Origin of the sequence: Streptomyces sp. URMC 127, from assembly GCF_051386535.1 — a bacterium.
GTDB lineage: Bacteria > Actinomycetota > Actinomycetes > Streptomycetales > Streptomycetaceae > Streptomyces.
Genome location: NZ_JBPQTW010000055.1, coordinates 1 through 14,043, shown reverse-complemented (window position 1 = coordinate 14,043; position 14,043 = coordinate 1). Strand labels below are relative to the sequence as shown.

Annotated in this window: 14 protein-coding genes; 11 read left to right on the top strand and 3 right to left on the bottom strand. The window is 74.4% G+C overall.

Annotated elements, in window-relative coordinates:
* Positions 1–4 precede the first annotated feature (4 nt).
* Positions 5–571 (bottom strand): hypothetical protein, encoded by a 567-nt coding sequence (locus ACSNOH_RS14650; RefSeq protein ID WP_436721748.1) that lies wholly within the window; start codon positions 569–571, stop codon positions 5–7.
* A 202-nt stretch (positions 572–773) separates the two neighbouring features.
* Between ACSNOH_RS14650 and ACSNOH_RS14645 the strand changes: the two genes are divergently transcribed.
* Positions 774–1,007 carry a hypothetical protein gene (locus ACSNOH_RS14645; protein ID WP_436721747.1) on the top strand — a complete coding sequence of 78 codons (234 nt, stop codon included), beginning with the start codon at positions 774–776 and terminating at the stop codon, positions 1,005–1,007.
* Between the two features lie 58 nt (positions 1,008–1,065).
* Here ACSNOH_RS14645 and ACSNOH_RS14640 read toward each other — a convergent pair whose 3' ends face one another.
* Both ACSNOH_RS14640 and ACSNOH_RS14635 read right to left on the bottom strand, forming a co-directional pair.
* Positions 1,066–2,223 (bottom strand): RNA polymerase sigma factor, encoded by a 1,158-nt coding sequence (locus tag ACSNOH_RS14640; protein WP_436721746.1) that lies wholly within the window; start codon positions 2,221–2,223, stop codon positions 1,066–1,068.
* Entirely contained in the window at positions 2,220–2,627 is a 408-nt protein-coding gene (locus ACSNOH_RS14635; RefSeq protein ID WP_436721745.1) for a YciI family protein, read from the bottom strand. Before ACSNOH_RS14635 ends, ACSNOH_RS14640 begins: the two co-directional genes overlap by 4 nt.
* Positions 2,628–2,976: 349 nt before the next feature.
* Between ACSNOH_RS14635 and ACSNOH_RS14630 the strand changes: the two genes are divergently transcribed.
* From ACSNOH_RS14630 to ACSNOH_RS14585, 10 genes are all read left to right on the top strand, one after another.
* The gene (locus tag ACSNOH_RS14630; RefSeq protein WP_436721744.1) at positions 2,977–5,343 is read left to right on the top strand and encodes an Orn/Lys/Arg decarboxylase N-terminal domain-containing protein; all 2,367 of its coding nucleotides are present in this window, start codon (positions 2,977–2,979) and stop codon (positions 5,341–5,343) included.
* 91 nt (positions 5,344–5,434) lie between these two features.
* Positions 5,435–5,836, top strand: coding sequence for a VOC family protein (locus ACSNOH_RS14625; RefSeq protein ID WP_436721743.1), 402 nt, complete (start codon positions 5,435–5,437; stop codon positions 5,834–5,836).
* A gap of 156 nt (positions 5,837–5,992) precedes the next feature.
* Positions 5,993–6,316, top strand: a complete 324-nt coding sequence (locus tag ACSNOH_RS14620; RefSeq protein ID WP_436721742.1) for a plasmid stabilization protein — start codon at positions 5,993–5,995, stop codon at positions 6,314–6,316.
* 71 nt (positions 6,317–6,387) lie between these two features.
* Positions 6,388–7,500, top strand: a complete 1,113-nt coding sequence (locus ACSNOH_RS14615) for a hypothetical protein (RefSeq protein WP_436721741.1) — start codon at positions 6,388–6,390, stop codon at positions 7,498–7,500.
* A gap of 129 nt (positions 7,501–7,629) precedes the next feature.
* Entirely contained in the window at positions 7,630–8,814 is a 1,185-nt protein-coding gene (locus tag ACSNOH_RS14610; protein ID WP_436721740.1) for a zinc-dependent alcohol dehydrogenase, read from the top strand.
* 105 nt (positions 8,815–8,919) lie between these two features.
* A complete protein-coding gene (locus ACSNOH_RS14605) occupies positions 8,920–9,933 on the top strand; it encodes an SDR family NAD(P)-dependent oxidoreductase (protein WP_436721739.1) in 1,014 nt (337 codons plus the stop codon).
* A gap of 402 nt (positions 9,934–10,335) precedes the next feature.
* Positions 10,336–11,697, top strand: coding sequence for a glycosyltransferase (locus ACSNOH_RS14600; RefSeq protein WP_436721738.1), 1,362 nt, complete (start codon positions 10,336–10,338; stop codon positions 11,695–11,697).
* Positions 11,698–11,855: 158 nt separating this feature from the next.
* A complete protein-coding gene (locus tag ACSNOH_RS14595) occupies positions 11,856–12,578 on the top strand; it encodes a D-sedoheptulose-7-phosphate isomerase (RefSeq protein WP_436721737.1) in 723 nt (240 codons plus the stop codon).
* Positions 12,575–13,618, top strand: coding sequence for a glycosyltransferase family 9 protein (locus ACSNOH_RS14590; RefSeq protein WP_436721736.1), 1,044 nt, complete (start codon positions 12,575–12,577; stop codon positions 13,616–13,618). Before ACSNOH_RS14595 ends, ACSNOH_RS14590 begins: the two co-directional genes overlap by 4 nt.
* Positions 13,615–14,043, top strand: a 429-nt coding sequence (locus tag ACSNOH_RS14585; RefSeq protein WP_436721735.1) for a glycosyltransferase family 2 protein, incomplete at its 3' end; no start/stop codon positions are given. The genes ACSNOH_RS14590 and ACSNOH_RS14585, both read left to right, overlap by 4 nt.

Here is a 14,043-nt window from a genome sequence, read left to right as displayed (position 1 = left end):
AGTATCAGGTCTGCGGCCCGGGTGCGGGGGCCGTATGGGGTGAGGGTGTGACCGGTGCGGGAGGCGTTGATGTGGTGGTATTCGGCTCCGGCTCGGGTGGCGGGGTGAAGCGATTGTCCTCGATCACGCCGGTCATCTCGCTGGAACGGCCCGTGAGGCGCGCACACACGGTATGCGTCGGCCTCAGCGGCTTGGCTTCCTGGGGGAAGGAGAAGCTGACGCTCACGGGCTGGTCGAGGGTGGTGTTGGGGCCCACCGTCACGGATTTGGACGGCGGCTGGAAGGACGAGCGACCCGCTCCGGAACTGCAGTCCCTGACGGTCACCGTGCCGGTGTAGGACTCCGTTTCCGACGGGTTGGCCAGGTCCAGTCTGACGAGCTCCGGCCACTGCCCCGAGAAATTACCGGACAACCGCCCGGCCGTACCGAAATCACCGCCGTTTTCTCTGTTGGTCGGCTGCGCGGTGTCGGTGGCGTTCGTGGCCGTGCCGTCCGGAGAGTCCGGGGTCTTCTTTTCGTCGTCCGAGGAGCAGCCCGTGAGGAGAAGCGCGGTGGCGGCCGTGCTGACCACCAGGACGAAACCACGCCTCCACCTCTGTGGAGCCCGGCGTACTGATTGATCCACTCTCCGACGGTAACAGCCGGTATGCGAATCGCCGGGCACGGCGCGCATGCGTCGCCCCGGGCCACCGAACCGGGAAAGCCAGCCCGCGTTCGAATCATGTCCAGCCGGGTGCGGGGTAACCACTTGAACACCCATCAAGGAGGTTGACATGGCTGGTTTCCTCGACCGGGCCAAGCAGCAGGCCCAGGACGCCCTCGCCCAGGGCAAGCAGAAGGTGGATGAAGTGCAGGCACAGCGGGCCGGGGGTGAGCTGCTCAAGAAGCTCGGCGCGGCCTACTACGCGGAAAAGCGCGGATCGGGCACGGCGGACGCCACCGAGCAGGCACTCAGCGCCCTGGAAGCCCACATTGCCACCCACGGGGACGGCTTCCTGCGCAGCTAACCGGCCGGCCCGGGAACGCCCGGCGCGGGAACGCGCGGCCCGGGAACGCCCGCACCCGTCAGTGACGCCGGCGGGCGTTGAGCCGGGCGGCCTGGCGTGTCAGGTAATCGCGCTCGGCCAGGTTGGTCGCCTTGCGGGCCGCCTCGGCGTACAGCCGTGCCGCCGTCGCCGGGTCGCCGGCGCGCTCGTGGAGGTACGCGGCCGCCGCGGCGTGCCGGGGCAGCGAGTCGTCCAGCGCCGCGAGTGCCGCCAGCCCGGCGCGCGGCCCGTCGGCCTCGCCGACGGCCACGGCGCGGTTGAGCCGGACGACGGGGCTGTCGGTCAGGCGCGCGAGCTCGTCGTACCACTCGACGATCTGCGGCCAGTCGGTCTCCCCGGCGGTGGGCGCGTCGGCGTGCAGCGCCGCGATGGCGGCCTGGGCCTGGAACTCGCCCAGCCGGTCGCGGGCGAGGGCCGTCTGCAGGATCCCCACGCCCTCGGCGATCAGCCCGGTGTCCCACCGGCTGCGGTCCTGCTCGGCGAGCGGCACCAGGCTGCCGTCGGGCGCGGTCCGCGAGGCGCGCCGGGCGTGGTGCAGCAGCATCAGGGCGAGCAGCCCCGCCACCTCGGGGTGGTCGATCGCCGCCGCGAGCTGCCGGGTGAGCCGGATGGCCTCGGCGGCGAGATCGACGTCGCCGGAGTAACCCTCGTTGAAGACCAGGTAGAGGACGCGCAGCACGGTGGCGACGTCGCCGGGCCGGTCGAGCCGCACACCGGACACGGTGCGCTTGGCCCGGCTGATCCTCTGCGCCATGGTCGCCTCGGGCACGAGGTAGGCCTGCGCGATCTGGCGGGTGGTGAGCCCGCCGACGGCGCGCAGGGTGAGCGCGACCGCCGACGACGGGGTCAGCGACGGGTGGGCGCACAGGAAGTAGAGCTGGAGGGTGTCGTCCACGCCGGGCGCGGGCCCGGGCGCCGGCTCCTCGCCGGCCAGGTCTTCGCGCCGGCGGCGGGACGCGTCCGCCCGGGCCGCGTCGAGGAACCGGCGCCAGGCCACGGTGACCAGCCAGCCCTTCGGGTCCCTCGGCGGGTCGGCCGGCCAGACGCGCAGGGCCTCGACGAGAGCGTCCTGCACGGCGTCCTCGGCCGCCGCGAAACCGGCTCCGCGGCGGACGAGGATTCCGATCACGCCCGGCGTGAGGCTCCGGAGCAGGGCCTCGTCCACCGGCGTGGTCACTCCGTGATGGTGGGCGGGCAGGCCAGGAACGGGCGCAGCTCCAGCCACTCGTGGATCGGCCTGCCGCCCGCCCCGGGAGCGGCCGACAGCTCCCCGGCCAGCTCGACGGCGCGCTCGTAGCTGTCGACGTCGATCACCATCCAGCCGGCGATGAGGTCCTTGGTCTCGGCGAACGGCCCGTCGGTGACCGGCGGCCGTCCTTCGCCGTCGTAGCGCACCCACGTCCCCTCGGGGGCGAGCGCCTGGCCGTCGACGAACTCCCCGCTCTTCTCCAGCCGGGCCGCGAAGTCGTTCATGTACTGCATGTGCGCCGAGATCTCCTCGGGCGTCCACTGGTCCATCGGCACGTCGTTCACCGGGGCCGGGGCGCCGCGGTAGTGCTTGAGCAGCAAGTACTTGGCCATGATGTGTCTCCTCGGTGCTGGTGCGACCCATTGTGGTCACGTTCACCCTGGGGACGGAGCCGGTCACGGGTTCTCGACATCGTCGTCCGGAGTATTTTTTGCGCCGCCCGGACCAGCCCGCACCCGCTAGCCGGGCCAGGAGGGGCCCGGCGAGGGCGCCCGCCGCGCGCTCGCTCCCGTGAGGCAGCGCAGCCCCGGGCGCAGCTTCCGTCCCGCGGGCGCCCCTCCGACGGGTGGTTTGCTCCCGCGCCCGGCGGGCCGCCCCCGGCGCGCCGTCACACTGGCGGGACTCGTACCTGGTGTGCGGCAACTGCCGTACGTGCCAAGGGCGTTGCGGTGAGGGGGCGGAATGGCCGGCGGGACGGTTCTGTTCGCGGTGGGGGAGCATCCGGGAGAAGGGGCGCACGGCGGCCAGCTGCGCCGGATCGGGCGGGAGACCGAGGCCCAGGGGCTGGAGGTGCGCTGGGCCGCCACCGAACCCGAGGCCCGTGCCGTACTCCGGACCGAGGCGGGCCTCGCGGCCGCCGTCGTGGCGTGGGACCTCCCGCCGGGCCCGTACCGCGGTGGCGGGCCCGGCGACGAGCCCGGCCACGACGAGCCCGGCGGTGCCGCCGTGCTCCGCCGGATCGGCCGCCGCTTCAAGGACCTCCCCGTCCTCCTCATCATGGAGGAGGACGCCGACCAGGACCTCGAACGGCTTCCCCTGTGGGTCGCCGAGACGGTCGTCGGCTACGTGTGGCCCCTGGAGGACACCCCGGCCTTCATCGCCGGCCGGATCGCCTCGGCGGCGCGCGCCTACCGCGAGGCCGTGCTCCCGCCGTTCTTCAAGGCGCTGCGCCGCTTCGACGACGCCCACGAGTACTCGTGGCACACGCCCGCCCACGCCGGCGGCGTCGCCTTCCTCAAGTCGCCCGTGGGCCGGGCCTTCTTCGACCACTACGGGGAGCAGCTGCTGCGCAGCGACCTGTCGATCTCGGTCGAGGAGCTGGGGTCGCTGTTCGAGCACACCGGCCCGATCGGCGAGGCGGAGCGCAATGCCGCACGCGTCTTCGGCGCGGACCGCACGTACTTCGTGCTGCACGGCAACTCCACCGCCGACCGCATGGTGGGGCACTTCTGCGTCTCCCGCGACGAGATCGCCCTCGTGGACCGCAACTGCCACAAGTCCGTCCTGCACGGCCTGGTGCTCTCCGGGGCCCGGCCCGTCTACCTGATCCCGACCCGCAACGGCTACGGGCTCGCCGGTCCGCTGCCGCCCGCCGGGACGGAGGCCGCGGCCGTGCGCGACCGGATCGCCGGCAACCCCCTGGCCCGCGACGCCGTGTCGCTCCAGCCGCAGTACGCGATCGTCACCAACTCCACCTACGACGGGCTGTGCTACGACGCCGTCGAGGTCGCCCGCAGCCTGGCGGCCTGCTCGCCGCGGGTGCACTTCGACGAGGCCTGGTTCGCGTACGCCCGCTTCCACCCGCTCTACGAGGGCCGCTACGGCATGTCCGTCGGGCCGGACACGCTTCCGGGGCCGGAGAGGCCCACCGTCTTCGCCACCCAGTCCACGCACAAGCTCCTGGCCGCGCTCAGCCAGACCGCGATGGTCCACGTGAAGCCGGCCCCGCGGGCGCCGGTGGAGCACGACCGGTTCAACGAAGCGTTCATGATGCACGGGACCACGTCGCCGCTGTACCCCGCCCTGGCCTCGCTCGACGTGGCCACCGGCATGATGGACGGGCCGCAGGGCCGGTGGCTCGTCGAGGAGGCGGTCACCGAGGCGATCCGCTTCCGCCAGGCCGTCACCCGCACCGGGCGGCGCGTCGCCGCGGCCGGGGACCGGCCCCCGTGGTTCTTCGGCGTGTGGCAGCCCGACACGGTCACCGACCCCGAGACCGGCAAGCGGCACGCGTTCGCCGACGCCCCGCTGGACCTGCTGCGCTCCCGGCCCTCCTGCTGGCACCTGGAGCCCGGCGCCGCCTGGCACGGCCTGCCCGGCCTCACCACGGGCTACTGCATGCTCGACCCGGTCAAGGTGACCCTCACCTGCCCGGGCATCGACGCCACCGGCACCTGGGCCGACCACGGCATCCCCGCGCGGATCCTGACGGCCTACCTGGCCGGCCGCAACATCGTCGTGGAGAAGACCGACACCTACACCACACTCGTCCTGTTCTCCATGGGCATCACCAAGGGCAAGTGGGGCACGCTGCTGGACGCCCTGATGGACTTCAAGGCGCTCCACGACGACGGAGCCCTCCTCGACCACGTCCTGCCGGGCATCGTCGCCGCGCACCCCCGCCGTTACGCCGGCACGAGCCTGCGCGAGCTGTGCGCCGCCATGCACGACCACCTGCGCGGGGCCGGCCTCGTCACGCTCCTGGACCGGGCCTTCCAGGAGCTCCCCGAGCCCGTCGCCCCGCCGCAGTGGTGCTACCAGCAGCTGATCCGCTCCGGCACCGAGCGCATCCGGATCGCCGACGCCGCGGGGCGCACGGCCGCCGCGATGATCACGGTGACGCCGCCGGGCATCCCGGTCCTGATGCCCGGCGAGTCCGTCGGCCCCGACGACGGTCCGCTCCTGCGCTACCTGCGCGCGCTGGAGTCCTTCGACCGCGCCTTTCCCGGCTTCCGCAGCGAGACCCACGGGGTCACGGTGGACGACGAGACCGGTGACTACCAGATCGAGTGCGTCCTGCCCGGCCGCTCGCCGGCCGCGGGCCGCTAGCCGCCTCGCGAGCCCGTGGCCGGCGGGCAGGGCAGAGAGCCGCCACGAGCAGCAGTGGCGCGGCCCACCGGCCGACGGGCAGGATCGGCGGATGCCTCATCTCGGACTGGTGACCGTCGTCGTGCGTGACTACGACGAAGCCATCGCCTTCTACCGCGACGCCGTCGGCTTCGAACTCCTGGAAGACACCCCGCTCGGCAGCGGCAAGCGGTGGGTGGTGATGGCTCCGCCCGGAGCGCGCGAGACGGCGGTACTCCTCGCCAGGGCCGTGACGGGGGACCAGCAGAACCGGGTCGGCGACCAGACCGGCGGCCGGGTCGGCTGGTTCCTGAACACGGACGCCTTCGAGCGCGACTACGAGCGGATGCGCGCCGCCGGGGTCGTATTCGAAGAGGCGCCCCGGCGCGAGCCCTACGGCACGGTGGCCGTCTTCCGGGACCTGTACGGAAACCGCTGGGATCTGATCCAGCTGCTCCGGCCGCCCCGCCGTTGACGCGGCCCGTCCTCCCACCGGGCCGGGAATCCCGTCGCCCCGTACCGGCCGGCGCCTCGATCGGTGGCTCCTGCTGTGCGCCCTGGCATCGCAGGTGCCACCGTGGGCACATGCAGAACGACAAGCCTGCATGACTTCCATGAGAAGGAGCAGCAGATGCCCAGGGGTTCCAGCGCCAAGCGCGAGCGGCAGTACGAGCACATCAAGGACAGTGCGCGCGAGCGCGGGGAGAGCAAGAAGCGGGCGGAGGAGATCGCGGCTCGCACGGTCAACAAGGAGCGGGCCCGGGCGGGCGAGTCCAAGACGGCCAGCCGCTCCTCGACGCGGGACATGTCCTCGTCCAAGCGCGGCGGTCAGCGCTCGCACTCCGGTGCGCAGGGGCCGACCAAGGAACAGCTCTACAACGAGGCGAAGCAGAAGAACATCGAAGGCCGCTCGCAGATGAACAAAGACGAGCTGAAGCGGGCGCTGGGCCGCTGACGGGCACGGCGACGTCGCGTTCAGGCAGCACGGTGGTGGCCGTTCGGGCCTGACCACGAACGGAGAGAGCTGTGCAGCTGTCGTTCCTCAACCGGCTCTACGAGCAGCCGGGGCCGTGGGCCAGCGCCTACCTGGACACCTCCCGGGACGCCGGTACCGGTGACGCGGACAAGGCCGTCGCCCTGCGATGGCGGCATCTGCGCGACCACCTCGCCGCCGCCGGAGCCGACGACGAGACCCTCGACGCGCTCGCGGACGTCGTGGGTGCCGACCGCGAAATCGCGGGACGGCACGGACAAGCACTGTTCGCCGCACGCGGCCGCCTGGTCCTCGTCGCCGAGCTGCCCGACCCCCCGGAGCGCGACGCGGCACACTTCGGGCCGCTCCCGCACGCCCTGCCCCTGGCCGTGCGGCACGCACCGGACATCCCCTACGCGGCCGTCGCGATCGAGCGCCCCGCCTCCCGGGACACCGGCGCGCCGGAGGACGTGTCCGTGGAGGTGGAAAGCGGGCGCTGGCCCATGAGCAGGGTCGTCCCGGGCGCCTCGGAGGTCCACCGGTTCGCGTCCGGCGCCTGGCAGGACGAGGTGCCGCGCATCGCAGCCCTCCTGACGGACATGGCCGGCCGCGGCGAGGCCGACGTGATCGTGCTGCGGGTCGCCGGCGGCGACGAGTGGGCACGAGGAGTACTGGTCAACCGCCTTCCGCGGCGCGTGCGCGACCGCCTGACCACCCTCCCCGACGACGATGCGGGGAGCGAGGCGCCCGCCCGGGCCGGACCGGGCAGAGCGCTGCTCGAAGAGCAGCTGGCAGGGATCCTCGCCGGGCGCATGAGCAGCGCCGACAGCGGCCTGTTCGACCGGTACCAGGCGCAGCGCGCACGGCAGCCCACCGGCTCGGAGGGCATGCCTTCCGTCGTCGCGGCCTTGCAGGGCGGGCGGGCCGAAGCACTGCTCGTCAACGACGCCCCAAGCCTGTCCGCACGCGTCTGCGTCGGCTACGAGCCCACGCAGATCGCGCTGTCGGCCGATGAACTGCGCGCCTTCCGGGTACCCGAGGTCCGGGAAGAAGCCGCGGAGGACGCCCTGCTGTGGTCCGCGATGGGGACGGGAGCCGAGCTGGTCGTCGTCCCCAGGGCCTCGCTGACCCTGCAGGAGGGGGTGGGGGTGCTGTGGCGCTACTGATACGGACGAGGGCGCCGCCGCGGAGTCCGCCCGCACCGAGGGCGCGCGCCCGCCCGGGCGCCGTGCCGGGGGAGCCGTACACGAGGCGCCGGATGCCCCGCACAGGCCTCCGGCGGATGAGGAGTGCGCATGCGTGCGTTGACCTGGCAGGGACGGCGGGACGTCCGGGTGGAGACCGTGCCCGACCCGCGCCTCGAAGAGCCCACGGACGTGATCGTACGGATCACGTCCACCGGAATCTGCGGATCCGATCTGCACCTCTACGAGCTGCTCGGCCCGTACCTCGATCCGGGTGACATCCTCGGGCACGAGCCGATGGGCGTCGTCGAGGAGGCGGGGCGCGAGGTGACCTCGCTCGCCCCCGGTGACCGGGTCGTCGTCCCGTTCAACGTCTCCTGCGGCAGCTGTTTCATGTGCGGGCAGGGACTGCAGTCGCAGTGCGAGACCACGCAGGTGCGCGCCTACGGCAAGGGCGCGGCGTTGTTCGGCTACAGCAAGATGTACGGACAGGTGCCCGGCGGGCAGGCGGAGCTGCTGCGGGTGCCCTTCGCCGACACCCTGCCGGTCAAGGTGCCGCACGGCCCGCCCGACGAGCGGTTCGTCTACCTCTCCGACGTGCTGCCCACCGCGTGGCAGGCGGTCGAGTACGCGGCCGTGCCCCCGGGCGGCACGGTCGCGGTCGTCGGCCTGGGGCCGATCGGGGACATGGCGGCCCGGATCGCCCTGCACCGCGGTGCGGAGCGGGTCATCGGCGTGGACCTGGTCCCGGAGCGGCTGGCGAGGGCGAGCGCCCGGGGAGTGACGGTCCTGGACGTCGGCGAGCTCGGCAAGGAGCTCGCCGGAGCCGTCCGCGAGCTGACCGGTGGCCGCGGGCCGGACGCCGTGATCGAGGCGGTCGGCATGGAGGCGCACGGCGCGCCCGTGGCCAAGGCGGCCCACCAGTTCGTCGGCATGCTGCCCGACGCCTTGGCGGAGAGGCTGATGGAGCGCGTGGGCGTGGACCGCCTGGCCGCCCTGTACTCCGCCATCGAGATGGTCCGCCGGGGCGGGACGATCTCCGTCGCCGGTGTCTACGGAGGAATGGCCGACCCGATGCCGCTGATGACCATGTTCGACAAGCAGGTACAGCTGCGGATGGGCCAGGCCAACGTCCGCCGCTGGTCGGACGCGATCCTTCCGCTGCTGAACGACGAGGACCCGCTGGGGGTGGAGGGCTTCGCGACGCACACCCTGCCGCTGGAGGAGGGGCCGCAGGCGTACAAGACCTTCCAGGCCAAGGAGGACGGCATGGTCAAGGTGCTGCTGACCCCCTGAGGCGGCACCCCGGGAAAGGATCCCGGGCGGCCGGCGTGACGTGGAGATCCGGTGCCCGCACCGGTGCGATGTCCGGTGCCCGCACCGGTGTGAGGAGGAGCCCCCATGACCCGCACATCTCATGACCGGACGGCAGCAGGACGTTCCGGCCGTCCCGCCGGAGCCGGTTCGGGCGGGATGGCCGGGCAGTCGGCGCTCGTCACGGGCTCGTCCCGTGGGCTGGGCCTGCTGATCGCCCGCGAACTCGGGCGCCGCGGCTGCCGGGTGATGCTGTGCGCCCGCGACGCGGAGGAGCTGTCCCGGGCGGAGGCCATGCTGCGCGACGAGGGCGCACAGGCACGTTCCGTGGCCTGCGACCTCACGGACGAGGACGCGCCGCGGCGGCTCGTCACGGCGGTCCGGGACGCGTTCGGCGGCGGCCCCGACATCGTGGTCAACAACGCCGGCGTCATCCAGGTCGGTCCCTTGGACGCCATGGCGGAGAGCGACTTCCGGCAGGCCATGGAGACGATGTACTTCGCTCCGCTGCGGCTCGTCCTGGAGGCGCTGCCCGGCATGCGGGAGAAGGGCGGCGGCCGGATCGTGACCGTCAGCTCCATCGGCGGCCGGGTCGCGGCCCCGCACCTGCTGCCCTACGTCGGCGCGAAGTTCGCCGTGGCCGGGCTGTCGGAAGGGCTGCGCGCCGAACTGGCGGCGGAGGGCATCAGCGTCACGACGGTCTTCCCCGGCCTGATGCGTACGGGATCCCACACCGCCGCGCGGTTCAGCGGAAGCCCGGCGAAGGAGTACAGCTGGTTCGCCGTCGCCGCCGGGCTCCCCGTGCTGTCGATGGACGCCGAGAGGGCCGCGCGGGCGATCGTGCGCGCGGCCGAACAGCGCAGGCCCGAGCTGGTACTCACCCCCGCGGCGAAGGCCGCGGTGCGGTTGCACGGCATGGCCCCCGCGACGGTGACCCGCTGCCTGACCCTGGGCGCCCGGTTGCTGCCCGGGGCCGGCGAGGCGCCTGAGCACAACGTCCCGGGGAACGTGGCCGCCCGCTCGGTCCGACCCCGCCTCGTCCACCGGCTCACCCGGCTCAACGACCGCGCGGCTCACCGCTTCAACCAGCGGACTTCCTGAAACCGGGGCCTGCCGGGCCGGGCCCTGCGACGCCGGCGCCCGCGCTCCACGCCTCGCGCGCGTGTTCGAAGGGGGTTGTTTTCTCCCGTTTCGACGGGCGCGGGCGGGTTACCCGGCGAGGGTGATATTCCCTCCCGTCCCTCCAGCAACCCCCGTACCGGATCCCGGCAGCGGATCCCGGCTTGCTCCTGAGTACGCGCCGGCGTCCTCCGTGCCCGGCTCTCCACACGCTGCGGACTGCCGGACACCGGCCCCGCCCGCACCACCGTGATCGCCGCCTCGCCGCACCGCACGAAGCCGCCGAGGGCAGAGCCCGTGCCCGCCACCCGGCCCTGAGCCGGTACGGCCCGGACGACCGGCTCCCGCACGCCCCGCAGCGGCTCCTCCAGGAGGTGACCCGCGATGACGCCCCCACCGGTACCCGCCGGAGCACACCGGCACCCGAACGCCCACCCGGCCGGACCCGGCCTCCGGCCCCGCCCTCCGCGCCGCGCCACGTTGCGCCCGCCGGACGGCAACCCTCACCGGATCGCCCTGATCTCCGAACACGCCAGCCCGCTGGCGGTGCTCGGCGGCGTCGACGCGGGCGGCCAGAACGTGCACGTCGCCCACCTCGCCCAGGCCCTCGCCGCCCGCGGGCACAGCGTCGCCGTCTACACCCGCCGCGACGACCCCGCACAGCCCGCCGCGACCACCCTGTCGCCCGGCGTCGAAGTACGCCTCGTCCCCGCCGGACCGCCTGCCGCGCTGCCCAAGGACGAACTCCTTCCTTACATGGACGAGTTCGCACGCCTGCTCGTCGACGCGTGGGAAGACGACCCGCCCGACATCGTCCACTCCCACTACTGGATGTCCGGAGTCGCCGGCCTGGCCGCCACCCGGCGCCTGGGCCTGCCGCTGGTGCACACCTACCACGCCCTGGGCACGGTCAAGAAGCGCCACCAGCCGCGGGAAGACACCAGCCCGCCCCGGCGCATCCCCCTGGAGACGGCCGTCGGCCGGGGCTGCCGGCGCATCATCGCCACCTGTCGCGACGAAGTGCGCGAGCTCCTCGCCATGGGCATCCCCGACGGCCGCGCGGCCGTCGTCCCCTGCGGCGTGGACGCCGCGCGCTTCAGCCCCTACGGCCCGGCCGCCCCGCGCGGCCGTCACCCTCACCGCCTCGTGCAGGTGGGCCGCCTCGTCAGACGCAAAGGCGCGGGAACGGCAGTGGCAGCCCTGCGGGGACTGCCGGACACCGAGCTCGTCATCGTCGGCGGCCCGCCGCCCGGCCGGCTCCACGAGGACCCCGAGGCCTGCCGCCTGCGCGCCCTCGCCCGGGAGACAGGAGTCGCCGACCGGGTGCGCTTCACCGGCGGTGTCCCTCCCGAACGCATCCTGCCCCTGCTGCGCAGCGCCGACGTGGTGCTGTGCCCGGCCGACTACGAGCCCTTCGGCATCGTGCCGCTGGAAGCCATGGCGTGCGGCGTCCCCGTCGTGGCCACCGCTGTCGGCGGCCAGCTCGACACCGTCGCCGATCCCGCCACCGGGTGCCTGGTCCCCCCGGGCGACCCGGCCCGGCTGGCCGAGGCCGTCGCCGCCCTCCTCGCCGACCCCGCCCGGCGGGCCGGCTGCGGCATCGCCGGCCGCCGCCGCGTCCTGGAACGCTACGGCTGGGACCGGGTCGCCGCCGCCACCGAGGACGTCTACCGCGGCGTGATGAGCCGCCATTTCACCACCGGCGCCGCAGCGGCCACGCGAGCCTCCGGGCCGGACGCCGCCTGAGCAGCACCCCGCCCACGCGGCCCCGCCGCCCCGGCACCGCCCGGAGCGCACGAGGGGCCGCAGGACCGCAGGACACGAAGGGAGGAACGGCCACCACCGGGCGAACGGCACCGCGACGCGGCGCCGTTCCACCGCACAGCCCGGCCGGCCGGACCGTCATGACCGAGCCCCTGCACGCCGCCCACGCCCACTGCCAGTCCCTGCTGGACGCCCTGGGCCGCTTCCGCCACCAGGGCCTGGCCCAGATCGCCGGCTGGGGCGACCACCTGGCGGCCGTCCTGCGCGTCGGCGGCCGGCTGCTGGCCGCGGGCAACGGCGGCAGTGCCGCCCAGGCCCAGCACCTCACGGCCGAACTCGTCGGCCGCTACCGCGCCGAACGCCCCGCCTACTCGGCCATCGCCCTGCACGCCGACACCTCCAGCGTCACCGCCATCGGCAACGACTACGGCTTCGAGGAGCTCTACGCCCGCCAGGTGTCCGCCCACGGCCGGCCCGGCGACGTGCTGCTGCTGATGTCGACTTCCGGACGCAGCCCGAACCTGCTCGCCGCGGCCACCACCGGACGCGCCGCCGGGCTGCGCGTATGGGCCATGACCGGCCCGCGCCCCAACCCCCTGGCCGCCCAGGTGGACGAAGCCCTGTGCATCGAGGCCGAGACGACCGCCACCGTCCAGGAAGCCCACCTGGTGGCGTTGCACCTGCTGTGCGAGTCCTTCGACGCCGCCACCGGCCCCCAACCCCTGCCCGTAGCGGAAGAGGCCGGCGGGCCCACGAAGCGGGCCGCCGCCGGATCGGCCTGCCAGGGACCCGCACCCGCAGGCCGGGCCGCCGAAGCGGCCCGCGGCGCGGCGGCGGACAGCCCCGGCAGGGTGGGGCCATGACGCGGCACCTGCTGGTGCTGCGGGCCCTGGGCCTGGGCGACCTGCTGACGGCCGTCCCGGCCTTGCGGGCCCTGCGCCGGGCCCACCCGGGGCACACGCTCGTCCTCGCCGCCCCGGCCGGCCTGGCCCCCGCCGCCGCGGCCACCGGCACCGTCGACCGCCTGCTGCCCGCCGAAGCGCCCGGCCGGGCCGTGCCCGGGCCCCTGGCATGGAGCGGCCGCGCCCCCGACGTCGCGGTCGACCTCCACGGCAACGGGCCGCCCAGCCACCTCCTCCTGGAAGCGCTCCGCCCGGCCCGGCTCTACGCCTACGCTCACCCGGGCACACCCCACCTGCCCGGGCCGCCCTGGCACGAGGACGAGCACGAGCGCCTGCGCTGGTGCCGCCTGCTGCGGTGGTACGGCATCCCGGCCGACCCCGGTGACCTGCACCTGCCCCGGCCCGACACGGCGTCACCCGCCCCCGGAGCCACCGTCCTCCACCCCGGTGCGGACGCCGCTGCCCGCCGCTGGCCCGCCGACCGCTTCGCCACCGTCGCCCGCGCCCTGCACCACGACGGCCACCACGTCGTCCTCACCGCCGGAGCCGGGGAAGGCCCCCTCGCCCACCGCATCGCCCGCAGCGCCGGACTGCCCCCCGGCCGCGTCCTGGGAGGCGGCACCGAAGGCCTGCCCTTCCAGGCCCTGGCCGCCCTCGTCGCCCAGGCGCGCGCCGTCATCTGCGGCGACACCGGAATCGCCCACCTCGCGACCGCGCTGAACACCTGCTCCGTCGTCCTCTTCGGTCCCGTCGCCCCCCGCCTGTGGGGACCGCCGCCCTCTCCCCGCCACCGCGTCCTGTGGCATCCGGGCCCCGGCGAGAGCGCCCGCCCCGGCGACGCCCACGGCACGCGCCCGGACCCGCGCCTGCTGCGCATCACCGCGGACGAAGTCCTCGACGCCGTCACCCGCCTGCCCGCCGGTCCGCCCGCCCACTCCCTGGTCCTCGGCTCCACCTGCCGGCCCCAGCGGTCCCCCTCCGCCACGGAGGGCACCCCGTGACCCTCCGCCACGCCCGCACCGGCGTCGCCGTCATCACCCGCAACCGCCGGGAGAGCCTCCTGCGGAGCCTCGGCCACCTCCTCGACCTGCCCGAGCAGCCCCCCATCGTCGTCGTCGACAACGCCTCCACCGACGGCACCGCCCGCGCCGTGCGCTCCCTCGCCTCCCGCTGCCCGCAGGTGACCCTGCACGCCCTGGACCGCAATCTCGGTGCCACCGGCCGCAACCTCGCCGCCGCGGCCCTGCCCACCCCCTACGTCGCCTTCGCCGACGACGACTCGTGGTGGGAGCCGGGCGCCCTGGCCACCGCAGCGGCCCTGTTCGACGCCCACCCCCGCCTGGCACTCATCGCCGCCGAAGTGCAGGACGGGGTCGAAGCCGCCCGCGCCGAGGAAGGCGCTGCGCCGTACGACGGCCGCGCAGGC